Consider the following 26,617-nt stretch of genomic DNA (forward strand, 5'->3'; position numbering starts at 1 on the left):
ACTCGCACCTCACAACAGGGAAGACAACTGACCTGCTGCAAGCTCCAGTTGGCCCCCACTCGCGCTCCGGGGGCAGTCGAGAGACCGCGATGACCATCGGAACTGTCCGTCTCGGCCCTGGCCGAGAAGACTCCCGAAGGGGCCGATCCCGTGAAGAACCTTGCCTCGTCGGCCGCGCTGTCGGAGCGCGCCGAACGTATTGCCCAACGAGCCCGCGCCGACAACTGGAAGAAGCCGCCGCGGCGCATCGAGACGTCCGAGTGCATCACCTGCGACAGCTGCCTGCGCGGCTGCCCCGCAGAGTTCGGCGCCATCTTCGACCGAGGCCTGGACGTGGTGATCGTCCCCGAACTCTGCTCGGGCTGCCCCGCGTGCGTGCTCGAATGCCCGGTCGACTGCATTTACGTGGACGAGGACTGGACCCCGACCGACGACGCGATGTGGAACCACATCGAACTCACCGCCGAAGGTGCCGCATGACAGGCCCCGCAGGGCGCCGCGAATCCCGCCGCGCCAGCAACGCGAGAAAGCGGATCAGCCGCCGCCCCAGCCGGCTCGGCATCCCCGCCGGAACCACCGCCAAACCGGACCGCGTGCGCGAACCCGATGCCGGATTCCCCGGGCTGCTCAAGAACGTCTGGCAGCGCGCCACCGAGGCCGGTGAGCTGCCCGCCGTACTCGACGTACTGCTCACCCTCGACCGGCACGTGCCCGCCGACGTGCAGCTGCGGGCCCTGAACTCGGCCGAACAGGCGGCCCTGTTCGCCCTCAGCGGGCTCAGCTGGCGCACAGACGCGAAGGCGGAGGTGGCGGCGGACGCGGGCGACGGCGCCGAAGCGCCCGCCTTCCTCGGCGAGATCGGCCTTGCCACCAACGGCCGCATCGCCCTGCGCACCCCCGGCGGCCGCCCCCTCGACCCCCGCGACCTGGTCGGCGGCATCCGCCGCGTGCCGTGGACGGCGACCACTCTGGCCACGTACCGGCAACAGCTTGACCGTGCCGCCGAGCGGCGCACCCAAGCCGTCGCGGACTGCCGCGCCTGGCTCGCGGAACAGGGACCCGAGGGCCGCGACGCGCTGCTCGATCAGGCCAAGGAAGCAGCCCTGCGCACCGCCCCGTTCGTCCTCTACCAGGAGGACAAGCAGTACACGAACTTCCGCGACCAGAACACGCTCACCGGCAAGACCCTCTGGCCAGGTCACCCTGACTGCGCCCTCAGCGCGCTGCAGGGCGTCCCGCTCGACCTTTGGTCGGACCACGACACCCAGTTGCTCGTCTGCCTCACCCTGCTTGTCCGCTCCGCCGGGCCGGGGCGGGTCGAAGAGGCCAACGGCACCCAGCTGACCGTCGAGCACGTCGCGCACATGCTGGAGCGGATCCGCCGCGGCTACAACGCCGTACCCGGCGGCGAACCGGTCCCCGCTGCCCCCTCGACCCGCGTCGCCGACCTGCACGACCTCGCCGTCGCCCTGCGCGAACGCCGCCAACACGCCGGCCGGCACGCCCAGTTGTACCGGGAGATCCACGGCGCGCTCATGCACAAGACCGAGCGCGTGGCCGCCGCGCCTGGCAGAGCCGCCCGCGCCCGCGAGGACGCCGTCGTCGCCCGCCTGTGTCGACGACTGCCGCTGCACGGTGACACGCTCTCCGAGCTCGGCCAGGACGTGGCCGCCGCGCCCGGCTGGCTCGCCGAGCCGCACGGCGACTTCGGCACCGGCCTGGAATCGCTGGTGTACGAAACCGTCGCCGCGACCAGTGTTGCCTTCCGTGCCGACTTCGCGATGAGCCGCGGCATGCGCTCCCTGCCCGACCTCGTCCGGGCGCTGCGCGGCGAGAGCTGGGCGGAGATCTGCGACTGGGACATCACCCACTTCTTCTGCTGCGTGGTGCCGCTGCCCGAGGCCGCCGAGCACTTCGGCGGCACCGCCGCGCTCGCCGACGCCGCCTGGGCCATGTCCTCGCGCATGCAGTACAACTCCTGGCACTTCGTCGCGGGCAACCTGCCGCGCGAGCCCGAAGTCCTCGCCCGCGACCACTTCGTGCCGCCCACCATCCCGGACGTCGCGTTCCACTCCGACCAGCACCACCACGGGCACGTCAACAACAGCGTGCGATTCTCCATCCGCTCCCCGCAGGCCGTCGAGGTCGACGGGCGACGGTTCAACGGCTTCATGGACCTGCGCCTGCTGCGCAGCACCGGGGAGCCGTTCGGCGAGCAGGACCTACTCGCCGCACACCGGGTGTCGGCATTCATCGCCCACGCCACCGGCCTCGCCGCGGAACTCGTCACCGCCGGAACCGACGTGGAGGTCACCGCGTTCGACGCCGCCTGGCATTGGGCGAACGTCACCGGCCAGACACCCGACGCACCCGAGGCCGACCAGGTCCGCCGCGCTTCCTGACGCGCGACGGGCCGCCCGCCCGCACGCGACAGCCTGACCCGTACGGCAGGTCCCGGCACCCACAGGAGAGGAGAAACCGATGATCGCCCGCGGCATCAGCCACACCAGGGAACTCCTGCGACGGCAGGAGATCACCGCCGTCGAGCACACCGAAGCCGTACTGCGCGCCATCCGCGAACGGGACACCCTCGACGCCTTCGTCGCCGTCGCGGGCGACGAGGCGCTGCGCGCCGCCGAGTACGCGGACGCCCGCATCCGCGAATTCGGCGCCGACGCCTGGCGGAACATGCCGCTCCTCGGCGTCACCGTCTCCGTGAAAGATCTGCTGCAGACCCACGACCTGCCCACCACCCGCGGCTCGCTCCTGCCCAACGACCGCCGCGCCGAGGACGCCCCCGCCGTGGCCCGGCTGCGCGCCGCCGGCGCCGTCGTCGTCGGCAAGACCACCACCTCCGAGTACGGCTGGTGCGCCGCGACCGTCAGCCGGGCCGCCCCGCCCACCCGCAACCCGTACGACCCGCGCCTGACCGCGGGCGGTTCGAGCGGCGGCGCCGCGGCAGCCGTCGCCGCCGGGCTCTGCGACGGTTCCCTGGGCACCGACGGATCCGGCTCGATCCGCATCCCGGCCGCTTTCTGCGGCGTCGTCGGCTACAAACCGTCCTACGGCCGCGTCCCGTACTTCCCCAACGGCGCCGACCGGCTCGCCCACCAGGGCCCGATCACCCGCACCGTCGCCGACGCCGCACTGCTCGGACAGGTCATCGAGGGCCCGCACCTCAACGACCCCGACTCCGGCCTCGGCTCCCTCGACGCACCCCGCGCCACTCAGCGGCTGCGCATCGGCTGGATCGAGTACGAAGGCACCGGCGACGAGATCCGCCACGTCACCGACCGCGCCCGCGCCGCCCTCACCGCCCAGGGCCACGTCGTCGAGGACGTCGAAGTGCGCTGCACCAACATCTACCCCGCCCTCGTCGACATCTACGCCGCCTCCGAAGCAGCAGGACAGCGGCCCGAGGACGACGAGTGGGCCGACCGCGGGCGTCTGGAGGTCGTACGGCACGGACACACCCTCAGCGGCGCGGACGTGATCCGCGCCGAGGAAGTCCGCCAGGGCCTGCGCTCCACCCTGCGCACCGTCATGGACAGGTACGACATCCTCGCCATGGCAACCGTGCCCATCGAGCCGTTCGCCGCCGAGGACATCGGCCCATCCTGGGCCGCCGACCCCCGCGACCTGCTCTGGCTGGCCTGGGCGCCCGCCTCGTACCCCTTCAACATGACCGGGCAGCCCGCGCTGTCCCTACCCGCCGGCCTGACCCGCTCCGGACTGCCGGCCGGCCTCCAGCTCGTCGGCCCCGTCGGCGCCGACGACCTGGTCATCTCCCTCGCCGGAAGCCTGGAGTCCGAACTCGGCGTACCGGCACCGCCCGTGAGCAGCCCCGCAACCGCTCCCACTGTGTGAACCAAGGAAGGGACGTACCGCCATGCATGCCAGGTCCTGGTCCTCGCCCGCCGCGGAGGGCAGCGTCGGGCGGCCCTCGTTCGTCACTGATCACGCACTGTGGGACGAGGCCCGGCTCGCCGCCGCCGAACGCGTCGAGGCGAGCCTCGCCGACATCGACTTCGTCCGCGTCGTGTTCGGCGACCCGCACGGCCTGGCCCGCTCCAAGACCCTCACCGCCACTACCTTCCGCAGCGTGCTGCGCAACGGCATGAACTTCAGCCCCGGCCCGTTCCTCTTCGACACCGGGCACGCCGTAGCCGTCGACTTCCTCGGCGACCACGGCATCGGCGTCGACGAGATCGCCGGGGCCGGAAACTTCATCCTGGTGCCTGACCCGCTCACCTTCCAGGAACTGCCCGGCGGCGAGGCCCGCACCGCCTGGGTGATCGGCGACGAGTACCTGCGCGACGGCACCCCGCACCCGCTGTCCTCCCGGGCCGTTCTGCGCCGCATCGCCGACCGGTACACCGCACACGGCCTCTCCGCCGTTCTCGGCCTGGAGGTCGAGTGGTACCTCACCCGGCGCCTCGACACCGCACCCGGCAACACCGGCAACGGCTTCGGCCTGCAGGGCCAGGCCCCGCACGTGGCCGCCCTGAACGCGGGCTACCAGTTCAACCTCGACGCCCACTACGACAGCGTCGCCCCCGTCACCGACCCGCTCGCCCTGCACCTGCTGCGCCTCGGTCTGCCGCTCAGGTCCATGGAGCACGAGTCCGGGCCAGGGCAGGTCGAGACGACGTTCAGCCCGATGTCCGCCCTGGACACCGCCGACGCGATGCTGCTCTTCCGTACCGTCACCAAGAGCTGGTGCGCCCGCCGCGGCTACCACGCCTCCTTCATGGCGCAGCCGCTTCTGGACGCCGCCGACCCCAGCGGCTGGCACCTGAACCAGTCCGTCACCGAACTCGCCTCCGGCGCCAACCTGTTCCGCGCCGAGGGCCTCTCCAGCGGCCTCTCACCCCAAGGCAAGGCGTACGCCGACGGGCTGCTTTCCTGGGCCCGCGAGCTGTTCCTGCTCTCCGTACCCACCGTCAACGGCTACCGGCGTCTGGCCGCCGAGCACACCCTGGCGCCCACCCGCATCGGCTGGAGTCAGGAGGACCGTACCGCGATGCTCCGCGTCGTCGGCAACGGCGCCGGTGCGCACATCGAGAACCGCATCGGCGAGCCCTGCGCCAACCCGTACCTCAACATCGCCGCCCAGCTGTTCGCGGGCCTGGAGGGACTCACCGCCCAGGCCGCGCCGGCACCCGCGCCCGGAGGCCCGGCCGCCGGCCCGGGCAGCGGCGGCGCCGAACTCGTGCCGCAGAGCCTCGCCGACGCCCTCCATGCCTTCCGCGCCGGGCGCGCCGCACAGCTCCTCGGCGAGCCGCTCGCCGCCTGTCTCGCCAAGCTGAAGGAGAGCGAACTGCGTCGCTACGAGGCCTGGTCCCTGCAGGCCGCACCCGCACCCGGGCAGGTCACCGAGTGGGAGCAGCGTGAGTACTTCGGCGCCTACTGAATGCTCGCGGCCCCCGCTGCCCGAGGTTGTGTCCCCACCCGCCCCGATGGACGAAGGCCCCGCATGATTCCCCGTTACACGCTGCCCGAGATGGCGGACCTCTTCTCGGACCGGACCCGCTACACCACCTGGGTCCGGGTGGAGATCCTCGCCTCCGAGGCACAGGCCCGCCTCGGCCGCGTACCGCACGAGGCCGTCGAGGACATGCGCCGGGCCCCCGTACCCGAGCCGGAGCGGGTCGCCGAGATCGAGCGCCAACGCGACCACGAGGTGCTCTCCTTCCTCGCCGCCTACTGCGAGAACATCCCCGAGACCTCCGCACGCTGGGTGCACCTCGGCATGACCAGCTACGACCTCGTCGACACCTCCCTCGGCCACACCCTGGCCCGGGCCACCGACCTCGTCGCCGGTGCCGCCCGGCGGCTGCGCCGCGTGCTGACCGAACGGGCCCTGGAACACTGGGACACCGCCATGGTCGGCCGCACCCACGGCGTGCACGCCGAACCCACCACCTTCGGGCACAAGCTGGCCTCCCACGCCTTCGCCGTCGACCGCTCCCTCACCCGCCTCGCCGCGGCCCGCGAGGCCGTCGCCGTCGGCACCGTCTCCGGTTCCGTCGGTACGTACGCCCTGATCGACCCGCGCGTCGAGGAGCACGTCTGTGCCGCACTCGGTCTCACCGCCGAGCCCGCGCCGAGCCAGGTCGTCGCCCGCGACCGGCACGCCCAACTCCTGCAGTCTGTCGCCACGTTGGGCGCCTGCGTCGAGCAGATCGCCCTGGAGCTGCGGCTGCTGCAGCGCACCGAGGTCCGGGAGGTCGAGGAGCAGCGCACCACCGCCTACCAGGGCTCAAGTGCCATGCCCCACAAGCGCAACCCCACCACCAGCGAACGCCTCTGCGGCCTCGCCCGGCTGCTGCGCGGCTACGCCGACACCGCCCTGGAGAACGTGGCGCTCTGGCACGAGCGGGACCTCGCTCACCAGTCCGTGGAGCGGGTGATCCTGCCCGACAGCCTCTCTGTCGGCCACTTCCAGGTCACCAAGGCCGCCGACCTGGTGGCCTCCCTCACCGTCAACACGGACCGGATGCGCGCACACATCGACCAGACCGACGGCCTGATCTACAGTTCCCCGGTCCTCGCCGAACTGCTCGGCGACGGCATGGAACGCGAACGCGCCTACCGCAGCGTGCAGGCCGCCGCCAACCACACCATCGCCACCGGGGAACACTTCGGCGCCACTCTCGCCAAGGAAGGCATCGACCTGGCCGGGCTCAGCCCCGAGCGCTTCCTCGCCCACCACGCTGTGATCCGCACCCGATTGGAGAAACTGCATGAGCTGGAAGACTGACCGCGTCGAGGGCGCCTCGCTCGACCTGGACGAGGTCCTGGCCGTCTACCACGCCTCCGGACTCGGCGAGCGCCGCCCGGTCGAGGACCGGGAGCGTTTCGCGGCCATGCTCGAACACGCCAACCTCGTGCTCGTCGCCCGCGACGAACAGGGCGCCCTCATCGGCATCGTGCGCGCCGTCTCCGACTTCTCGTACGTCACCTACGTCTCCGACATCGCAGTCGTACGGGACCACCAGCGCACCGGCATCGGCCGCGCCCTGCTCGACGCCACCCGCGACGCGGCCCCGGCCGCGAAGCTCGTACTCCTCTCCGCGCCCGCCGCCGTCGACTACTACCCGCACATCGGGTTCACCCGGCACGAATCGGCGTGGGTGCGCAACCCGTAGGACCTGAACAGCCGGGGCAGCCGGGCTGTACCGGGGCTCGACCACGCTCGCCTAGATTCACGGCGAGGGCGAGCCCCGGACCTGCGGCGGCGCGCCCGGCGGCCGCACGCGCGCACCGCACAGGAACCTCGGGGGAGGCATGACCCAGACATCGGCACCCGCGCTGCTCGACACCCGCCCACCCGCACAAGCCCCGCCGCCCGCCCCGCGCGGCGAGCCCGAGGTCAGCGGCCACGGCACGCCCGTCCCGAACCCCTCCGGGCGCCGCATCCTCGTCGTCGACGCCGACCCCGGCTGTGCCGACGCCCTGGTCACCCAACTGCGCCGGCACGGCCACGAGTCCCTCGGCGTCAAACGGGGCGCGGCCGCGCTGCGCGCCCACGAGGACGCCGACCTGATCCTCCTCGACCTCGAACTGCCCGACCTGGACGGCCTGGAGGTCTGCCGCGCCATCCGCGCCGTCAGCCGGGTGCCCGTCATCATCGTCACCGCCCGCGCCTCCGAACTCGACTGCGTCCTCGGCCTGCAGGCGGGCGCCGACGACTATGTGGCCAAGCCGTACGGCCTGCGCGAACTCATGGCCCGGATCGAGGCCGTAATGCGCCGCGTCCAGTGGCAGCCCGCCGCCGCCCACACGATCCACCGCGGCCGCCTGCACATCGACGTCGGCTCCCGCGAAGTCCTGGTCGACGGCGAGGAAGTCGCCCTCACCCGCAAGGAGTTCGACCTGCTGCGGCTGCTCGCCTCACACCCGGACACGGTCATCTCACGCAAACAGCTGCTGCAGCAGGTCTGGGGCGACTCCTGGTCACGCCGCACCGTCGACACCCACGTCAGCAGCCTGCGCGGCAAGCTCGGCGACAGCAGTTGGATCGTCACCGTACGCGGCGTGGGCTTCATGCTCGGCAACGGCTGAGGAACCCACGAGGAGGTGCGGGCGGGCACAGCAGAGCGGTGGCGCCGGGGTTCTCCCCGGCGCCACCGTCATGTCATCCGTCAACCTCCCACCGCAGTGGGGCCGTTCAGCCCTGGGCCGGCAGCTCGGCAGGCTGCCGGGTGGTGGGCATGATGCGGTGCCAGAAGTTGGAGATACCCGTCGCCACCAGGAGCGCGGCGAGCTGCTTCTCGTCGTAGTGCTTCGAGGCCTCGGCCCACAGCTCGTCCGACACCGGGTCGACCGTGTCGCTCAGCCGGGTCGCGGCCTCGGCAAGGGCGAGGGCGGCACGCTCCTCCGGCGTGTAGAACGGGGTCTCGCGCCAGGCGGCGACGTTGAAGATCCGCTCGGTGCTCTCCCCGGCCGCCTTGAGGGCGGTGGAGTGCTGGTTCACGTTCCAGCTGGAGCCGTTGATCTGGCTGGCACGCAGGTAGACGAGCTGAAGCGTGGTGTCAGGAACACCCGTCTCCTTCACCGCGCCGACGACCTTCAGCAGGGACGGGAGTACCTCGGGGCCGAGCACGGCGGCGGGGTTGGGCATACGAGCGGTCATGATTTCCTCCAGAGTTCTCACATCAATTGGCGCATCCGGCTACCGGGCGCTCCGTGCTTCTCAGGTGCTGCTACTGCTCTGACGAACCGGAAGGCACAGTTGTGACCATCGGCCCCGAGCAGTTCCGAAATCCCCCAGGTCGTTGTCGAAGGCAGGCGTCCAAGGTGTGCCGCTGTCGTCCGGGGCGCTCCCGGGAGGTGCGCGCAAGCAGGCCGGTCCCGATGATGCCGCAGCCGCACCCCGGGCACGGGGCGCCCGGAGCCAACCTTGAGCAGGGCCCGAGCGGTCCTGCAGCGGACTCCGACTGCCGCTGAACCAGGACCTGTTGGAAGGATCAGACTGGGGGAGGGGGCGGGTCAGACCGGGATCGCCTCCACGATCGAGACCGCCGACGCAGTCTCCACCACGCGCTCCAGCCTGAAGCCCGCCCGGGACACCAGATCGGCGTACTGGGACGGCGTACGCTCCCTGCCGCCCACCAGCAGCATCAGCCACATGTCGACGAGCTTGCCGGAGTGCGGGTCGTCGCCCTCCTCCGGGATCACCATCTCGATCAGGAGCAGCCTGCCGTCCGGTTTCATGGCGGCCCGGATGTTCCGCAGGATCTGCAGGGCCTGCTCCTCGGGCCAGTCGTGCACGATGTGCTTGAGGACATACGCGTCACCGCCCTCGACGACCGGCTCGAACAGGTCACCGACGTGCGTGTCGCAGCGGTCCGCGACGCCCTGCTCGGCGAGGAAGGCGGCCGCGCCGTTCCCGGCCACCCGGGGGTCGGAGAGGATGCCCCGCACGCCGGGGGACTGCTGGAGAATGCCCGCGAGCAGGCCGCCGCGTCCGCCGCAGAAGTCGACGACGGTCCCGAAGCGCGAGAAGTCGTAGGCCGACAGGATCGGCAGCGTCTCCGTGTCCGACATGTTGCCCATGCCGCGGATGAACACCTCGCCGTACTCCGGGTTCTGCGTCAGGTACTCGAACGAGCCCATGCCGCGGTGCTTGGGCACGCTCGGCTCCCCGGTCCGCACCACTTCCAGAAAGTGACTCCAGTCCTCCCAGTGCGTCGGGTGCCCCATCAGGACAGCGATATCGCGCATAGACATCGGGTGGTCAGCGCGCAGCGCGTCGGCCATCGGCGTCATGGCGTACGTGCCGTCCGCCCGGCCCTCGAAGATCTGGTGCCCGGCCAGGAGGCGCAGCAGGCGGCCCACGGCCCCGGCATCAGCGCCGACCCGCCGGGCGATCTCGGCGGGGGAGAGCGGGCCCTCGTGCACCTCCTCGGCGATGCGCAGCTCCGCGGCGGCGTAGATCGCCTGGGTGAGCATGGAACCCATCGCCAGCTCAAGCAGGGCGAACGGCGGCGGGGCGAGCTCACGGCTCTGCTTCTGCAGCTCGGCCCGGTTCTTTTCCGCTTCCCGGACGACCTGCGGGGGCGGCAGTTCGAGCATGCGATTCCTCCAGGTGAATGGCGCAGTATTTCCCCGCATGGGAAGGGGGCTCGAGCCGACGGTAAAGAAAAGGAGTGGATTTCCCCTGGAGCTTCGCTCGATACCGATCAGGGCCTATTCGGGCCGTCCGGCCTAGGGCGTGTCCGGCTCTTCGTAAATTCAAGTGGGGCCCTCTACGGTGGCGCACGCTTCTAAAACTGCTCTCCGGAAAACAGGGGGGAGCGTGCATCGAAGGAGAGAAATGCAGAATTCGCGCAGCTCCTGGAAGAGGATCCTGCTGACCTCGGGCGTGGCCGGTGCCCTGGCCGTGCCGCTGGCCGTCGCCCCGGCCGCTGCCACGGACCGCACCGACTGGACCGTGCAGGTCATCGCCTCCGGCTTGAAGAACCCCCGGGGCGTCACCGCGCTGCGCGACGGCACCGTCCTGGTGGCCGAAGCCGGCGAGGGCAGGCCCGGCTGCGCCGTCGGCGAGAAGTGCGTGGCCGCCACCGGTGCCGTCTTCGCCGTCGACGGCAACCGCCAGGGCAGGGTCGTGACCGGCCTCGCGTCCGTCGCCGAAGGCGCCGAGGCGGGCGCCCCGGCGAGCGCCAACGGCCCCTCCAACGTGCTGCCCGACCATCGGGGCGGCTACATCGTGGTCAGCGGCCTCGGCGGCACCACCGGCGAGCGCACCGCCCTCGGCGCGGACGCCGCGACCCTGGGCACCGTGTTCCGTACCAGTGACAACAAGGTCCTCGCGGACCTCACCGACCACGAGACGCGGCTGAACCCCGACGGCGGCGACGTACATGCCAACCCGTGGTCGCTCGTCCGCAGCGGCTGCGGCTTCCTGACCACCGACGCGGGCGCCAACACCGTCATCCGGTCCGCCCCGGGCGGCCGCACATCCACCGCGGCCGTCGTGCCCAAGAACGAGCTGCCCTCCGGCGCCGCCGAGAGCGTGCCCACCGGCATCGCCAAGGCCGCGGACGGCACCGTGTACGTCGCCGACATGAGCGGCGGGCAGGTCGACGCCTCCCGCATCTGGAAGATCGCCCCGGGCGGTGAGCCCGAGGTCCTCGCCACCGGTATGACCAACCTGGTGGACATCGCCCTCGACGAGAAGGGCGACCTGCTCGCCCTGTCGTACAGCCAGGCCCCGCTGGCCGGCCCCCCGCAGCCGGGCGCCGTCTTCGCGGTCGGCACCGGCACCGGGGACGTCACCGAGATACCGACCGACGGCAAGCTGAAGCAGCCGACCGGCATCGAGGCCGACGGCAACGGCGGGGTGTACATCACCAACAAGACCCTCGGCACCGACGGCGAGCTGGTCCACCTCTCCCGCTGATCGCTCACCGCTGACCCAGTGGCAGCCCCTCAAGCACGGCCCCGTCGCACCTCCCCCGCCGACGGGGCCGTCCGCCGTCTGCATCCACTGCCTCCTGACCTGACCAGCAGAACTCCCCTGTCTCCACCGACACTTGAGGAACTCTCAGGCGCACTCCGGTTATATCTGGCGCGTGCCCGCATACCGTCCGCACGGACTCGTATCCGGGTCATGGCCCAGCAAACCGACGGGAGTTTCCATGAGTGACGCGGCTCAGAACCCGGGTGCCCGCATGTACGAGGAGTTCGTCGCCGTCCACGCGATCCTTCGCCGCGGCACCCGGCTGGTCGCCGACGCATTCCACGGGCTCGCCGCCGGACGGCGGACGGACACCGCCACGCTGGTCGAGGCGACCCGCTGGCTGCTTGCGTTCACCCACGCCCACCACACGGCCGAGGACGACCTGTTCTGGCCCGTACTCAACGGCCTGTACCCGGACTCCGCGGCCGGCCTCAAGAACCTCTCGGACGACCACGTGGTGCTCGACCGGGAGCTGCACGCCCTGGAGACGGCCGTCGACGACCTCGACCGGGCCCACGCCGCCGGGGCACCCACCGATGGGCCCGCGCGCCTCGGCGCCGAGGTCGCACGCCGGGTCCAGGACGTGCTCAGCGGGCACCTCACCGCCGAGGAGGCCATAGTGCAGGAGCTGTTCCCGGGCGTGCCCGGGGACGACATCGCCCGGCTGCGCGAAGCCTTCATCCAGGGCTCGCCCCGCTTCGGCCTGCACTTCATGTTCGGCCTGCTCGAAGACCCCGAGCCCGCCCGGGGACGCGACCTGTTGACGGAGAACTTCCCGCCGCAACTGCGGGACGCGGGCCCCCAGCTCCTGGGCCGGTACGAGGACAGCGTCCGGGCCCTCGGCCTCCGACAGGGAACGGAATCCGGCAGCCCGGTCACATCCGTCACCTCCGATCCGTCATAGCAGTGACGGACGCTCCCCAGGCCCACCGCGCCGGCCCGTCCCCAAGGTTCCCGCTGTGCCGACCGCTGCGTCGGGGACCGCTCACCGATGACCCGATCCCGCACAGTTGAGGAGTAACACAATGGCTGCACCCGACTCGGCCACGAGCCGGTCAGGTCCCGGGGCGGGCTTCAGCCCCGGGGTGATCCTGGCCTTCGTCTGCATGGGCCAGTTCATGGTCTTCACCGACGTGTCGATCGTGAACCTCGCGCTGCCGTCCATTCAGGACGGCCTGGGCATGACCGACGTCAGCCTGAACTACATCGTCACCGCGTACGCGACGATGCTCGGCGGCTTCCTGCTCTTCGGCGGACGCCTCGCGGACACCTTCGGCCGCCGCCGCATGATGCAGATCGGCTTCACCATCTTCGCCCTGGCCTCCCTGACCTCCGGCCTCGCGGAGAACGGCACGATGCTCATCGCCTCGCGCGCCGTCCAGGGCTTCGGCGCGGCGATGATCACCCCCGCCGCCCTGGCGACCCTCACCAACACTTTCGAAGAGGGCGCCGCACGCAACAAGGCACTCGGCGTCTGGGGTTCCCTCTCCGGTATCGCCTCGATCATCGGCGTGATGCTCGGCGGTGTACTCGCCGACGGACCGGGCTGGCAGTGGATCTTCTGGATCAACGTGCCCATCGGCCTCGGCGCCGCCCTGATCGCCCCGCGCATCATCCCCGAGAGCAAGGGCGGCGAGCGCGGCAAGTTCGACACCTTCGGCGCCATCACCCTCACGGCCGGCCTGCTGCTGCTGATCTTCACCCTCGGAGAGGCCACCCACGTCGGCTGGGGCACCTTCCGCACCATCGGCTCCCTCGCCGCCGTGGTCGTGCTGTTCGCGACCTTCCTGACCATCGAGTCGAAGGTCGCCTCGCCGATGATGCCGCTGCGCATCTTCCGCCTGAAGACCATGCGGGTCGCCAACATCGCCGCCGTCCTGGTCTTCGGCACCTTCACCGCCCTGTTCTTCTTCGCCAGCCTCTTCATGCAGGACGTCTTCGGGTTCTCGCCGATGAAGGCCGGCTTCGCCTACGTGCCGCTCGCCGTCTGCGTCGCACTCGGCGCGGGCATCGCCTCCGGCCTGGTCACCAAGATGGCTGCGCGCCCCGTGGTCGTGATGGGCCTCGGACTCAGCGTCGTGGGCCTCCTCCTGATCGCCCGTGCCCCGGCCGACGGCAGCTACCTCGTCGACCTCCTCGGCCCGTTCATCCTGCTCGGCCTCGGCTGCGGCATGGTGTTCGTGACCCTGCAGATCGCCGCGTTCGTCGGAGTCTCCGACAAGGAGGCGGGCATCGGCGCCGGCCTGATCAACACCAGCCAGGAGGCCGGCGGCGCCCTCGGCCTCGGCGTCGTCGCGACCATCGCGTACAGCGGGATGGCCACCAAGATGGCCGCCGCGGGCGGCGACGAGGCAGCCATCGTCAAGGCGAACGAGAGCGCCAACCAGACCGCGTTCCTGTCCGCCGCCGTCCTCGGCGTCATCGCCCTGCTTGTCGTCGCCTTCCTGATGCCGCGCGGCCAGCAGTCCATGAACTCCGCCGAGGCCCGGGCCCAGGACGAGCCCGCCGAGGATTCCGACTCCGCCCTGGCCGCCACGTCAGAGAAGTGACCGCCACGCCGGAGAACTGACGGCACCACGGCCCACCGCGCCGGACCCCGCACCACCCACGGCCCCGCCGATCCCGCCAAGGGACCGGCGGGGCCGCCGCGTTCCCGCCGCCGTTCCCGCCGCCGTTCCCGCCGCCGTTCCCGCCGCCGCTCCCGCTCCTGTACTCCGCCTACAGCGCCGCTCGATGCAGCAGGTCTTCACTGGGCCTGACCCGGCAGACGACCTGGCCTGACCCATGTCTCACTGCCGCGCGACAAGAGCTGACAAGCCACACCCATCTGCAGGAGGAGTGCCACATGGCAAAGGGCGCGATAGTCGTCGGCGCTGGGCCGGTCGGGCTGATGCTCGCCGGTGAACTGAGGCTCGGCGGCGTGGACGTCGTCGTCTACGACAAACTCTCCGGACCCAGCGGCGAGTCCCGCGGCCTCGGCTTCACCAGCCGCACCGCCGAAGTCCTCGACCAACGCGGACTGCTCCACAGACTCGGCGAATTCCGCTGGGGACAGCAAGGCCACTTCGGCGGCGTCCGCATCGACTTCACCCTCCTCGACGAGAGCCACTTCGGCGTCATGGGCCTCGCCCAGTCCGTCACCGAACAGACCCTCACCGACTGGCTCACCGAACTCGGCGTACCCATCCGACGCGGCTACGAAATCACCGGCCTGAAGCAGACCCCTGACACGGCCGTCGTCCAGTACGACGGCCCCGACGGCCCCGGTGAGGACACCGCCCAGTACGTCATCGGCTGCGACGGCGGCCACAGCACCGTACGCCGCCTCGCGGACATCGCCTTCCCCGGCGACGCCGCCACTCGCGGCATGTACCTGGCCGACGTCACCGGAGCCGGCATCCGGCCCCGTCCCATCGGCGAACGGGTCCACGGCAGCGGCATGGTCCTCTCGGTCGGCCTTGGCGACGGCTACGACCGGATCGTCATCCACGAACCCGGCGTACGCCCCCACCATGGCGAGGGCACCCTGACCTTCACCGAGGTCGCCGACGCCTGGCAGCGCATGACCGGCGAGTCCATCCACCACGGCGAAACCCGCTGGATGACCGCCCTCACCAACGCCACCGGCCTCGCCGAGCAGTACCGGCGAGGTCGTGTCCTGCTCGCCGGCGACGCCGCCCACGACCACGCCCCACTCGGCGCGCAAGGCGTCAGCGTCGGCATCCAGGACGCCGTGAACCTCGGCTGGAAACTGGCCGCCACCCTCAACGGCCGGGCCCCCGATGGCCTCCTCGACACCTACCACGCGGAACGGCACCCCGTCGGCGAGCAACTGCTCCGCAACGTCCACGCCCAGTCCCTGCTGTACCTGAGCGGCGAGGAGATGGAGCCGCTCCGCGCCGTCCTGCGCGAACTCGTACAGTCCCCCGCCGCAGCACGCCACCTCGCCGGCCAGGTCAGCGGCCTCCACCTGCGCTACGACGTCGGCGCCACCGGCCACCCACTGCTCGGCCTGCGCCTCGCCCCCGGCCTCCAACTGCGGCCTACGAGCAGCCAGACGCCTCGGCGGGTCGCGGAACTCCTGCACACGGCCCGCGGTGTGCTCATCGCCACCGGCGACACCGCCACCACCGAGAAGACCGCCGCTGATTGGTCCGACCGCGTCGACATCGTCACCGGCACCTGGACCGAGCAAGACGGCCCTGAGGCGGTCCTGCTGCGTCCCGACGGCCATGTCGCCTGGGCCGCCCCCGACGGCGGCGACCTCCAGGCCGCCCTCACCCGCTGGTTCGGGCCGGCCGCGTAACACCCGCCGTGGACAGGCCAGTTGACCGCCCCGCCCAAGACCCCGGAAAGGCCCACGCCATGACAGTCCTCGTCACCGGAAGCAGCGGCAAGGTCGGCTCCCAGCTCGTGCAACTCCTGCATGAGAAGGGCGTCGCCGTACGCGCCGGCTCAAGTAACCCCGACAGGCTGACCCCGAACGCGGGCATCGAGACCGTGGAGCTCGCGCTCGACAACCCCACCCACTTCGCGCCCGCCCTCGACGGCATCGACGCCGTCTTCCTGTACTGCGAACCGGCCGCCATCGACGCCTTCGTCAAGCAGGCCGAGGCAGCCGGCGTCCAGCACGCCGTCATTATGTCCGCCGACGCCGTGCTGCGCCCCGGCGCCGACTCCGACCCGATCGCCGCCGGTCACCTCGCCGTCGAGCGCGCCCTCGCCGCGTCCGCCCTCACTTCGACCGCCCTCAACTGCGGCGCGCTCGCCAGCAACGCCCTGCCCTGGGCCTGGTCCCTCAAGGGCCGGGGCGCGGTCGCCCTGCCCTACCCCGACAGCCACGCCGACCCGGTCAACGAGCGTGACGTCGCCGAGGCGGCGTACGCGGTCCTCACCGAACCCCGGCTGCGCGGCCTCTCGTACCACCTCACCGGGCCGAGCTCGCTCACCTTCACCGAGCAGATCGGGATCATCGCCGCCGCCGTGGGCCGGGACATCCCCGTCGAGCAAGTCACCCCCGAAACCTGGTGGGCCGGCAAACCCGGCTTCATGCCCGACGACATCGCCGACGCCCTGCTGAAGTTGTGGGCCGCGAGCACCAACCCCGTACCGCTCTCCGACGACGTCGAGACGCTCACTGGCCACCCCGCCCGCCCCTTCTCCGAGTGGGCGGCGCAGCACGCGGCCGCCTTCCGCACCTAGGCACGCCCATGGACGCGCACACCGAGCCCCGACGACGCGAGGAGACCGGCCACATGACACGGAACAGCAGAAAGACGACCGCTCCCGGCCCCGGAGCGACCACCCCACCCGCCGCGACCGGCACCACCGCGGCCACCACCGTGCCGAGCGACGAGGCGCTAGCCCGCTCCCTGCCCGGCGGCTTCACCAGCGAGTACGCAACCGTCAACGGCCTGCGCATGCACTACGTGACCGGTGGACACGGCGACCCGCTGTTCCTGCTGCCCGGCTGGCCGCAGACCTGGTGGGCCTTCCACAAGATCATGCCGGACCTTGCCCGCCACCACCGGGTCGTCGCAGTCGACATCCGCGGCCAGGGCGGCACCGACATGCCCGAGGGCGGCTACGACAAGAAGACCATGGCGAGCGACCTGCTCGGCCTCGTCCACACCCTCGGCTACCGCCAGGTCAACCTGACCGGGCACGACATCGGTGCCATGGTCGCGTACAGCTTCGCCGCCAACTACCCCGAAGCCACCCGCAAGTTGGCCCTGCTCGACACACCGCCCGCCGACGCGAGCGACTACGACCGGCCCCTGCTGATGCGGCCGAACCGCGGAGTCGCCCTGTGGTGGTGGGCGTTCAACCAGCTGCACGAGCTGCCGGAACAACTCCTCGCCGGGCGGATGCGCCACCTGCTCGACTGGCTCTTCGCCCACTCCCTCGCCGACCAGGACCTCGTCACCGAGCAGGACCGCGAGATCTACGCCCACGCCCACAACACCCCTGAAGCCATCCGCTCCGGCACCGCCTGGTACCAGGCCTTCCACCAGGACATCGAGGACCTCGCCAAGTACCCACCGCTGACGATGCCGCTGCTCGGCATCGCCGGCACCTACACGTACGACGAACTGCAGCGGAAGCTGCCGCCGCTCGGCACCGACGTGCGCGTACAGCAGGCCTCCGGATCGGTGCACTTCCTGCCCGAGGAGGAGCCCGAGCTGATCAGCGAGGCGCTCCTGGAGTTCTTCGCCTGACCATCCGTCCGCATGAAGGTCCAACTGCAGGAGGAGTACGAAATGGCAAAGGGCGCGATAGTCGTCGGCGCTGGGCCGGTCGGGCTGATGCTCGCTGGTGAACTGAGGCTCGGCGGCGTGGACGTCGTCGTCTACGACAAACTCCCCGCGCCCAGCGGGGAGTCGCGCGGCGTCGGCTTCACCCGTCGGGCCGCCGAGGTGTTCGACCAGCGCGGACTGCTCGACCGATTCGGCGACGTCGAATGGGCGCAGGGCCACTTCGGCGGCGTACGCATCGACTTCGGAAAGCTGGCAGACAACCACTTCAGCGTGCGCGGCATCCCCCAGTTCCGCACCGAGGAGATCCTCGAGGACTGGCTGAAACAACTGGGCGTACAGGTCAAGCGCCAGCACGAGGTGACGGGCTACCGGCAGACCCCGGACGGCGTCGTCGTCGAGTACCAGGGCCCCGACGGGTACGGCGAGGAGCACGCCGCCTATCTGGTCGGCTGCGACGGGGCGCGCAGCCTGATCCGCCGCCTGGCCGGCATCGACTTCATCGGCTGGAACGCCACCCGGGGTATGTACATGGCCGACCTGGTCGGCGCCGGCGTGCGCCAGCGGCCCATCGGCGAGAAGACACCCGACGGCATGGTGATGGCGTTCAACCTGGAGAACGGCGTCGACCGGATCGTCATCCACGACGAGAACCTGCGGCCACCGGAGGACAAGAGCTCCCTGAAGTTCACGGAGATCGCCGACGCCTGGCAGCGCATGACCGGCGAATCCGTGCACGACGCCGAAGTGCGCTGGATCAGCTCCTTCACCGACACCACACGCCAGGCCGAGCACTACCGCAGTGGCCGCATCTTCCTCGTCGGCGACGCCACACACATCCACATGCCCGCCGGCGCCCAGGGCATGAGCGTCGGCGTGCAGGACGCCGTGAACCTCGGCTGGAAGCTGGCCGCGACCCTGGCCGGCTGGGCGCCGGACGGCCTCCTGGACACCTTCGAGAGCGAACGGCACCCGGTCGGCGAGAAGTTGATGCGCAACACCCGCGCCCAGACCAAGCTCTACCTCACCGGCGACGAGATGGAGCCACTGCGCTCCGTCATGCGCGAACTCGTCGAACTCCCCGACGTCGCACGGCAGCTCGCCGGAATGGTCAGCGGCCTCGACGTCCGGTACGACATGGGAGAGCAGGCGGGCGAACACCCACTCCTCGGCCTGCGGCTCGACCCCAGCCGGGGCCTGCGGCTCCCCGACGGCGATCACTGCCGCGTCGCCGACATGCTCCACGCGGCCCGCGGCGTCGTCCTCGTCACGCCCGCCGCGGCCGACGCCACCCGCATCCGCAGTACGGCCGCCGAGTGGACCGACCGCGTCGACCTCGTCACCGCCGACTGGGCGGCCGACGGCGACACCCCGGCACCCGACGGCCCCCAGGCGCTGCTGCTGCGTCCGGACGGCCATGTCGCCTGGGCGGCCCCGGACGGCGTGGACCGGCTGCGGAGCGCCCTGGAGCGCTGGTTCGGCACGGCGGTGGGCGGGGTTCCGGTGGTCTGACGCCGAACGGCCGCTGTTTTCCCCTCTGTTGGAGGGGCCGGTCACATCCGTGGCACTCCGTTCGTCAGAGAGACGAGGGCCGGCCTCATCGGGTACGGCCACCTCACCGCCGGCGGGCACATCCCCCGCACCGCAGGCGGTGCGGTGGCTCTCACCGACCACCCGGCTCCCCCCAGGCCCGGGACCCCGACCACAGGCAGGGGTCCCGGGCCTGGCTCGCTACGGGCTACGAGTTGCAGAACCCCGGCCGAGGAAGGTCTCAGCCTCCGTCGCCGTCTCCGCTCAACTCCGGCTTCGCGCTCCGGCCTTGGCGGCCTCGACGAAGGCCCGGAACAACGGCACGGTGTCGTCCCCGAGTTCCCCGTGCGCCTGCAGCCCCGCGAGGAACGGCGCCGCAGGGTCCTCGGCCTCCGCGCCCTCGATGACCCCGTCGTCCGACCAAGCGGTGGCCACCAGACCGTTGCCGAGCTTGCTGATGCCCTGGTGGTGGTGGCAGTACACGGTCGGTGACGGCCCGAGCGCGGAGCCGAGCACCGAGTCCGGCTTCACCTGGATGACCCGCGGCTCGTACTGGCCGGGCACGGCAGGGGAGTGCTCGGGCAGGTGCTGGTCGAGGGTGCCGCCCCGCGAGACGGAGATGAGCTGCAGGCCCCGGCAGACCGCCAGGACCGGAATGCCGCGCCGCTCGGCCACGGCAAGGGCGGCCAGCTCGGCGGTGTCCCGCGCCTCGTGAGGCGGGAAAGTGAACTTCTCCCGCTCGGCGCCGTACAGCGCCGGATCGATATCGGCACCACCGCTCATCAGCAGGGCGTCCACCCGCTCCATGACGGGCTCGACCGCCTCGGCGATCGGAGGCAGCAGTACGGGCGCCCCACCGGCCTGGGCCACCTTGGTCAGGTACGGCTGCGGGAGTAGCGAGACCGCCACGTCACCCCAGATGTTCCAGTTCACCGTGGTTGCGTCGGCGGTCACCGCCACTATGGGTTGCGTCATCGGGCTGCCGTCCCTCTCATCCGAGTTGACTCATGTCGGCCGGGCACCCGGGAACGTGCCGAGTCCGGCGCTGCGGCCAGTGCACCCCACCTCCCTGGACCGGGAGTCGAGCGCTCGCCGATGCGGACCCCAGGCCCGCGCCCGGGCTCATGCGTCGAGGGCACGGGCCTCGGCGTTCTGGGGCTGCTCGTCCAGGTCCAGATCCAGGTACTGGTGCAGGGCGGCCGCGAGCCGGTGGGAGTGGCCCGGCCAGCCGTGGGCAACCGTGTACGCCCCGGCCGCGACGAGGTTGGCGCGCTCGGCGGCCAGCCACACCCGGGCCGCCTGCCCGTCCCGGAACGGCGCGGCCCCAGGCACGGTCCCCGATGTGGTCCCCGGCGCCGCCGGAACCGCGGTGTCCCCGGGGGACAGCAGCCTCCCGGCAGCCGAAGCCCCGGCCAGGTAGTGGTCGAAGAGCCGGGTCAGCGCGGCACGGCGGTTGTCGACCAGCTCCTCCTCCTGCGCGCGGGCAACGGCGTACCGCCGCAACAGGCCGTGCAGCGCATAGCGGTCGGCCCCGTGCTGGAGCAGCATGTGCGCGTCGAGCAGCCCCTCCAGGAGACCCTCGGCCTCCCGGCGGCCCACACCCGCGAGCGCGCCCGCCGCACAGGCGTCGGCATCCGGCCCCGGATGCAGCCCGAGCAGCCGGAACATCCGCCGCTGAGCGGGCGTCAACCGCCGGTACGACGGTGCGAAAGCGGCCGCGACCCCCCGCTCGGAGGTCGACAGTTCGCCGAGCCGGCACCGCTCGTCCCGCAGCCGGTCGGCCAGGTGAGCGGCGGTCCACTGCGGCCGGTGCTGCAGCCGGGACGCGGCGATCCGCACAGCGAGGGGGAGTTGCCCGCAGCGATGTACGACATCGAGGGCGGCGAGCGGATCCGCGGCGGCCGGTTCCCCCGCGATCCGGGTGAACAGCTCAAGCGCGTCCGCCACCGGCAGCGGATCGAGGGACAGGGCGAGCGCACCGTCGAGACCGGTGAGCCGGCGGCGGCTGGTGACGAGCATGCGACTGCGGGTCGCCCCCGGCAGAAACGCCCGCACCTGGGCAGTATCGACAGCGTTGTCCAGGAGCACAAGCACCCGGCGGCCGGCCAGTTCGGCCCGCCACCGCGCCGCCCGGTCGGTGGCGGAGACCGGGATGTGCCCGGCGGGGACGCCGAGTTGCCGCAGCAGCACCCCGAGCGCCGTACCCACGTCCAGGGGCGGACTGCCGGGTGTGTGCGCCCGCAGATCGACGAAGAGCTGCCCGTCGGGGTACGCGTCGGCGCACCGGTGTGCGGCGTGCACGGCAAGCGCCGTCTTGCCGACCCCCGCCATACCGTCGATCCCCCAGACCGTCGCGGCCTCGTCACTACCCGCGCGGTCGGTGAACAGCCGCTCCAGCTCGGCGGTACGCCCGCAGAAGTCCCAGGGGGCGTACGGCAGGAAGTTGGCGCACCGCGACAGCACGCTCGCCCCTGCCCCCGAACCCGCAGCACGGACGGAACCCACGGCACCCACCGAACCCGCAGCACCCACCGAACCCGCAGCACCCACCGAACCCGCAGCACCCACCGAACCCGCAGCACCCACCGCGACCGGCCGCGAGGACGCCACGGAAGAACCCGACGCCACGGCGGACGTGTGCAGCCCAAAGCGGTGCAGCGCCGGATCGTCACGCAGGATGGCCTGTTCCTGCGTGGCGAACGCCCGCCCCGGGGTGAGGCCCTGCTGGTCGACGAGCGTTTCACGCAGCGAGCGGGCGACCGCCAGGGCGTCGGCCTGACGCCCCGACCGGTGCAGGGCGAGCATCAACTGCCCGGCCACCCGCTCCCGTAAGGGATGAGCCGTCACGTACGCGGTGAGCTCGTCGATGATCTGCTCATGCCGGCCCAGCGACAGCTCGACCTCGGCCAGCTGCTCGAAAGCTGTCAACTGCCGTTCCTCCAGGCGGGCCCGCGCGCTCGCGGTGTAGTCGGCCCGCACACCGGTCAGCGGCTGGCCCCGCCACAGGGACAGCGCGGCGCGGAGCTCCGCGGCGGCGGCGACCGGATCGGTCTCCCGCACGGCGGTCGTACGGGCGGTGAACTCCGCCAGGTCGAGCTGGCTGGGCAGCGGCGAGATGACGTATCCCGCCGTCCGCGTCTGCAGGAGCTCGTCCGCGCCCGCCCTGCGCAGCACCCGGCGGACCGCCGCGATCGACGCGTGGATCTGCGCACGGGCCGTGTCCGGCGGCGTCGGCCCCCACATGGCGTCGATGAGCCGTTCCACGCTGATCACGGTCTTCGCGTGCAGCAGCAGATAGGCCAGCACGGCGCGGTGCCGGGGCGCAGCTCCGCGCATCGGCTGACCGGCCAGCGATATCTCCACCGGCCCCAGAATTGCGAAACGCACCGTCATGACAGTCCTTTCCTGCCGCGCAACGAGCTGATGTATAGCGAATCAATCGCGAACGTATGAACTCCCCCACCCACACTGGCCATTGGGCCCGAGGCCCGAATTCTGACCGTGTCCGTGGAGAGGTAGGTATGAGCGCGAAAATCGCTCTGATCACGGGAGCAAACAAAGGCATCGGATTCGAGATAGCGCGCCAGCTCGGTGAACTCGGCATCACCGCCGTCATCGGGGCGCGCGACGAGCAGCGGGGCAAGGCCGCGGCGGACAAGCTCGGCCAGCCGTTCGTACAACTGGACGTCACCGACCCCCGGAGCGTCGAGACCGCCGCCAAGTGGATCGAGCAGGAGTACGGCCGCCTGGACATCCTGGTCAACAACGCCGGGATCACCGTCCCGCCGCCTGCCGGCGTCCCCACCGGCACCACCCTCGAAACGCTGCGGAACATGTACGAGACCAACGTGTTCGGCGTGGTCACGGTGACCAACGCGATGCTGCCGCTGCTGCGCAAGGCACCGGCCGCCCGCATCGTCAACCAGTCCAGCGAGCTCGCCTCGAAGACCCAGGTGATGCTTGAGGACACCCCGCTGTGGCCGCTCAACAACATGCCGTACAACTCGTCCAAGGCAGCCCTGAACATGATCACTGTGGCGTACGCCAAGGAACTGTGGGGCAGCCCGATCAAGATCAACGCCTGCGACCCGGGCTACTGCGCCACCGACATCAACGCCCACCAGGGATTCCTCACCGCCGAGCACGGGGCGAAGATCGCCGTCCAGCTGGCGACCATCGGCGAGGACGGCCCCAACGCCGCGTTCTTCAAGCACGACGGAAGCGCACTGCCCTGGTGACAAACCCCTGCCGCCCCGCCCGCACCTGGGCCGGGCAGCCCCGTGGCGGCCTCCGCCTGCCCCAGGCGAAGGCCGCCACGGGTGACGCGCGGGAGCCACAGAACCGGACCCGCCGTACGGCCCGGCGCTGAACCCGGCGGTCCGACGGGGGACGACCCGAGCCCCCCACCCCGCACATCCCACCTCACCCAGCGAAGACGGGAAGCAACAATGGAAGCACGCATGAACAACCCCGCCGGATTCCTTCCCGACGCCATGAAGGGCATCGGGCTGCTGATGAAGGCGACCCGCGAGGGCGGCGTACCCCAGCCCACCCTGGAACTCGTCCACCTGCGGGTCAGCCAGATCAACGGCTGCAGCGCATGTGTCGACGCGGCCTCCCGCAGCGCCCGCGAGGCCGGCGAGACCGACGAGCGGCTCGCGACGGTGGCCGCCTGGCGCGACACCCCCTTCTTCACCGACGCCGAACGGGCCGCCCTCGCCCTGGCCGAGGCCGCGACCCGGCTCGCCGACCGCAGCGACGCGGTACCCGACGACCTGTGGGCCGAGGCAGCCCGCCACTACGACGAGAAGCAGCTGGCCGCCCTCGTCCTGCAGACCGGTGTGGCCAACCTCTTCAACCGCCTCAACGCCACCACCCAGCAGATCGCCGGCAAAGCCTGGTGACCCTGCAGCTCCGGTCAAGGGCGGCCCGGCCCGCCACGCACGGCGGCCGGCCGCCCCAGCGATGTACGGGGACACTCAGACCGCTGCCGCAGGCAGCCGGTCCTGGTCCCGTTCACGCCGCTCACCGGGCGACGTCGACCAGCGCCGGGTGATCGGCCGCTCCACCAGCGCATACAGCGCCCAGGACAGCAACACCGTCACCCCGAGCGCCAGCGTCACGATGCCGGCCGTTTCCCAGACCGAGAAGAAGCCGTCCAGCTGCTTGCGCAGGAACGTCAGCACGATGAAGTGGATCAGATAGAAGGCGAACGAGATCTCCCCCAGCCACACCATCGGACGGCTGCTCCAGAACCGGGACTTGCCCTTGATGTCCGAGGACGCGGCCGCCGCGATCAGGAAAATGATCGGGACGATGGTCATCGACCGCTGCGCGTACAGGAACGGCACGAACGTGCACGCCACATAGCTGCCGACGAGCAGCAGCGCCGACCAGGCCATGCCGATGTTGAACCAGCGCCCGCGCAGTACCGCCTGCGCGACCAGCATGCCGAGCGCGAAGTCCAGCATCCGCGTCGCCGGCATGTAGTACGCGAACCAGTACTGCTCGGCGGAGATCGGCGCCCCGAGCGCGGCACCCGGAAACAGCGGACGGTCCGGGACGAACAGGTGCGTCACCAGCGGCGTCGCCATCACCGCGGCGGCCGTCCCTGCGATCCAGTACTTCAAGTGACCCGCCCGGATGCGCTTGAACAGGTTGTGCAGCAACGGGAAGGACGCGTAGAAGAGCACCTCACACCCCAGCGACCAGCTCGGCTCATTGACGCTGGAGAACACCGCGAACTCCGGCACCCACACATGCACCATGAACAGGTTCGCCAGCGCGGTCCCCGCCGGGGTGTACGCCGACGCCACAAGCACCATGGCGAGCGCCCAGGTGATCGCGTAGTTCGGATAGACCTTGACGAACCGTCTGCGCCAGAACCGCCGCGCGGTGTCGTCCCCGCGAGCCGACCAGGTGAGCACAAAGCCACTGAGTACGAAGAAGAACACCACCCCGAGCGACCCGGCGTCCCCCGTCATGTCGAACAGCCGGAACGCGGCCGCATCCGACTCCAGAAACCGAAGATGCGGCAGCGGCAACCCGACGTGGTTGAAGAACACCAAGAGCGCCGCGGCGATCCGCAGCCCGGTCAGCGACGGCAGTCGCGAGGCATGTCTGCGCTCCGTCGGCTTCCTGGCCAGATTCTTGGCTGCCGGTGGCGGCTTGTCCATCATCGTGGACGGGGCACGACCACCCGTTGTTTCGTCGCGTATCACGACAAACTCTCCTCGCGCATGGGGAAGCGACCTGCGGAACGTGCAAGTCACCAGTGCGCGCTGATTAAACGGTGAGTGGCTTGAACTTTACTGGTGCCGTGATCCGGAGCCCTGGACGCGAACGCCGACGGCCCGGCACCCACTCAAGGGCCGGGCCGTCCAGCCGTATCCGTATGTCCGCCTGCCCAACTGCCGGGCTCAGGCGTCGAGCAGCGCCACATCCAGAAGCCGCAGCCGCTCCGGATCCGTGATCACCTCGATCTCCGTGATCCGCTCGCCCTCGATCTCGAACGTCATCGCCCGGAAACGCTCCCCGACCTGCGCAGCGATGACCCCCGGCGAACCATCGATGAGCGCCGGCTGCGCCACCCGCGCGATCTGCGCGAACGTCGCCGCCGCCCTGGCCACCGCCGCGGACCCGCGCTGCAACTGCCCATTGGAACGCGCCACCACATCCGGATCCAGTACGGCGACCAGCGCATCGAAGTCGCCCCCGCGCGCCGCAGTCACGAACGCCTCCACGACCTCACGCCGCCGCCGCAGATCCTGGTCACCCCCCGACGACGCCGACGGCGCACCCCCGCGCACCCGCCGCCGGGCACGGCTCGCCAACTGCCGGGCCGCCGCCGGAGTACGCTCCACGATCGGCGCGATCTCGTCGAACGGCACCCCGAACATGTCGTGCAGCACAAACGCCAGCCGCTCCGGCGGCTCCAGCGACTCAAGCACCACAAGCAGCGCCAGACTCACCGAATCGGCAAGCAGCGCCTGCTGTTCGGGGTCCCCGTCATCGTCCTGCACCATCGCCGACGCGGGCACCGCAGCGTCGAACGAATCTTCACGGCGGATCCGCCGCTGCCGCAGCACATCCAGGCACACCCGCCCCACCACGGTCGTCAGCCAGCCCCGGAGATTCTCGATGCCGCGGTCGTCCGAGCGGCTCAGCCGCAGCCAGGCCTCCTGCACTGCGTCATCCGCCTCGGTAAGCGAACCCAGCATCCGATAGGCAACCGCCCGTAGATGATCCCGGCTCTCCTCGAACCGCTGAGCCAGCCACTCCTGCTCGTCCATGACACCTCCAGGTCGTCTGCCGTCACCAGCCTGACGTACCGGACCCCCGCATTGTGACGAGAACCCGCGTCCAC

At 71.0% G+C, this 26,617-nt stretch carries 22 protein-coding genes; 16 read left to right on the forward strand and 6 right to left on the reverse strand.

The features are described 5' to 3' along the window. Window positions 1-150: 150 nt before the first annotated feature. The 7 genes from QIT00_RS29215 (at window position 151) to QIT00_RS29245 (ending at window position 8,067) form a co-directional block, all read left to right on the forward strand. Window positions 151-480 (forward strand): 4Fe-4S dicluster domain-containing protein, encoded by a 330-nt coding sequence (locus QIT00_RS29215; RefSeq protein WP_282538434.1) that lies wholly within the window; start codon window positions 151-153, stop codon window positions 478-480. Continuing rightward, the gene (locus tag QIT00_RS29220; RefSeq protein ID WP_282538435.1) at window positions 477-2,402 is read left to right on the forward strand and encodes a hypothetical protein; all 1,926 of its coding nucleotides are present in this window, start codon (window positions 477-479) and stop codon (window positions 2,400-2,402) included. Before QIT00_RS29215 ends, QIT00_RS29220 begins: the two co-directional genes overlap by 4 nt. A gap of 79 nt (window positions 2,403-2,481) precedes the next feature. Beyond that, window positions 2,482-3,867 (forward strand): amidase, encoded by a 1,386-nt coding sequence (locus tag QIT00_RS29225; protein ID WP_282538436.1) that lies wholly within the window; start codon window positions 2,482-2,484, stop codon window positions 3,865-3,867. Between the two features lie 22 nt (window positions 3,868-3,889). Continuing rightward, the gene (locus QIT00_RS29230) at window positions 3,890-5,413 is read left to right on the forward strand and encodes a type I glutamate--ammonia ligase (RefSeq protein ID WP_282538437.1); all 1,524 of its coding nucleotides are present in this window, start codon (window positions 3,890-3,892) and stop codon (window positions 5,411-5,413) included. Window positions 5,414-5,476: 63 nt separating this feature from the next. Then, on the forward strand, window positions 5,477-6,763 hold the full coding sequence (gene purB, locus QIT00_RS29235) for an adenylosuccinate lyase (protein ID WP_282538438.1): 1,287 nt from the start codon (window positions 5,477-5,479) through the stop codon (window positions 6,761-6,763). Beyond that, entirely contained in the window at window positions 6,747-7,151 is a 405-nt protein-coding gene (locus QIT00_RS29240; RefSeq protein WP_282538439.1) for a GNAT family N-acetyltransferase, read from the forward strand. Before purB ends, QIT00_RS29240 begins: the two co-directional genes overlap by 17 nt. A 139-nt stretch (window positions 7,152-7,290) precedes the next feature. Beyond that, complete coding sequence (locus tag QIT00_RS29245; protein ID WP_282538440.1) at window positions 7,291-8,067, forward strand: response regulator transcription factor; 777 nt, start codon at window positions 7,291-7,293, stop codon at window positions 8,065-8,067. 106 nt (window positions 8,068-8,173) lie between these two features. Here the strand turns inward: QIT00_RS29245 and QIT00_RS29250 are convergent, their stop codons facing one another. Both QIT00_RS29250 and QIT00_RS29255 read right to left on the reverse strand, forming a co-directional pair. Further along, entirely contained in the window at window positions 8,174-8,638 is a 465-nt protein-coding gene (locus tag QIT00_RS29250) for a carboxymuconolactone decarboxylase family protein (protein WP_282538441.1), read from the reverse strand. 356 nt (window positions 8,639-8,994) lie between these two features. Beyond that, a complete protein-coding gene (locus QIT00_RS29255) occupies window positions 8,995-10,080 on the reverse strand; it encodes a methyltransferase (RefSeq protein ID WP_282538442.1) in 1,086 nt (361 codons plus the stop codon). A 241-nt stretch (window positions 10,081-10,321) separates the two neighbouring features. Here QIT00_RS29255 and QIT00_RS29260 point away from each other — a divergent pair, with 241 nt between their 5' ends. The 7 genes from QIT00_RS29260 to QIT00_RS29290 all read left to right on the forward strand — a co-directional run bounded on the left by QIT00_RS29260 (window position 10,322) and on the right by QIT00_RS29290 (window position 19,233). Then, entirely contained in the window at window positions 10,322-11,407 is a 1,086-nt protein-coding gene (locus QIT00_RS29260) for a ScyD/ScyE family protein (protein WP_282538443.1), read from the forward strand. 238 nt (window positions 11,408-11,645) lie between these two features. After that, window positions 11,646-12,371, forward strand: a complete 726-nt coding sequence (locus QIT00_RS29265) for a hemerythrin domain-containing protein (protein ID WP_282538444.1) — start codon at window positions 11,646-11,648, stop codon at window positions 12,369-12,371. Window positions 12,372-12,492: 121 nt separating this feature from the next. Then, window positions 12,493-14,016: an MFS transporter gene (locus QIT00_RS29270; protein WP_282538445.1), complete on the forward strand. Its 1,524-nt coding sequence runs from the start codon at window positions 12,493-12,495 to the stop codon at window positions 14,014-14,016. A gap of 296 nt (window positions 14,017-14,312) precedes the next feature. Continuing rightward, window positions 14,313-15,773, forward strand: coding sequence for an FAD-dependent monooxygenase (locus QIT00_RS29275; protein ID WP_282538446.1), 1,461 nt, complete (start codon window positions 14,313-14,315; stop codon window positions 15,771-15,773). Window positions 15,774-15,832: 59 nt separating this feature from the next. Beyond that, a complete protein-coding gene (locus QIT00_RS29280; protein WP_282538447.1) occupies window positions 15,833-16,669 on the forward strand; it encodes an NAD(P)H-binding protein in 837 nt (278 codons plus the stop codon). A 53-nt stretch (window positions 16,670-16,722) separates the two neighbouring features. Further along, entirely contained in the window at window positions 16,723-17,685 is a 963-nt protein-coding gene (locus QIT00_RS29285; protein WP_282538448.1) for an alpha/beta fold hydrolase, read from the forward strand. 12 nt (window positions 17,686-17,697) lie between these two features. Next, window positions 17,698-19,233 carry an FAD-dependent monooxygenase gene (locus QIT00_RS29290; RefSeq protein WP_282538449.1) on the forward strand — a complete coding sequence of 512 codons (1,536 nt, stop codon included), beginning with the start codon at window positions 17,698-17,700 and terminating at the stop codon, window positions 19,231-19,233. A 282-nt stretch (window positions 19,234-19,515) separates the two neighbouring features. Here QIT00_RS29290 and QIT00_RS29295 read toward each other — a convergent pair whose 3' ends face one another. Together QIT00_RS29295 and QIT00_RS29300 are read right to left on the reverse strand one after the other, a co-directional pair. Next, on the reverse strand, window positions 19,516-20,226 hold the full coding sequence (locus tag QIT00_RS29295) for a gamma-glutamyl-gamma-aminobutyrate hydrolase family protein (RefSeq protein WP_282538450.1): 711 nt from the start codon (window positions 20,224-20,226) through the stop codon (window positions 19,516-19,518). 147 nt (window positions 20,227-20,373) lie between these two features. Continuing rightward, complete coding sequence (locus tag QIT00_RS29300; RefSeq protein ID WP_282538451.1) at window positions 20,374-22,644, reverse strand: AfsR/SARP family transcriptional regulator; 2,271 nt, start codon at window positions 22,642-22,644, stop codon at window positions 20,374-20,376. 128 nt (window positions 22,645-22,772) lie between these two features. Here QIT00_RS29300 and QIT00_RS29305 point away from each other — a divergent pair, with 128 nt between their 5' ends. Then, window positions 22,773-23,489 (forward strand): SDR family oxidoreductase, encoded by a 717-nt coding sequence (locus QIT00_RS29305; protein ID WP_282538452.1) that lies wholly within the window; start codon window positions 22,773-22,775, stop codon window positions 23,487-23,489. Between the two features lie 222 nt (window positions 23,490-23,711). Continuing rightward, on the forward strand, window positions 23,712-24,155 hold the full coding sequence (locus tag QIT00_RS29310) for a carboxymuconolactone decarboxylase family protein (protein WP_282538453.1): 444 nt from the start codon (window positions 23,712-23,714) through the stop codon (window positions 24,153-24,155). A gap of 75 nt (window positions 24,156-24,230) precedes the next feature. Here QIT00_RS29310 and QIT00_RS29315 read toward each other — a convergent pair whose 3' ends face one another. Further along, window positions 24,231-25,472: an acyltransferase family protein gene (locus tag QIT00_RS29315; protein ID WP_282538454.1), complete on the reverse strand. Its 1,242-nt coding sequence runs from the start codon at window positions 25,470-25,472 to the stop codon at window positions 24,231-24,233. Window positions 25,473-25,670: 198 nt separating this feature from the next. Beyond that, complete coding sequence (locus QIT00_RS29320) at window positions 25,671-26,543, reverse strand: sigma-70 family RNA polymerase sigma factor (RefSeq protein WP_282538455.1); 873 nt, start codon at window positions 26,541-26,543, stop codon at window positions 25,671-25,673. Window positions 26,544-26,617 lie beyond the last annotated feature (74 nt).

The sequence above is a fragment of the Streptomyces luteolus genome (assembly GCF_029968015.1).
In the GTDB taxonomy this organism is placed as follows: domain Bacteria; phylum Actinomycetota; class Actinomycetes; order Streptomycetales; family Streptomycetaceae; genus Streptomyces; species Streptomyces luteolus.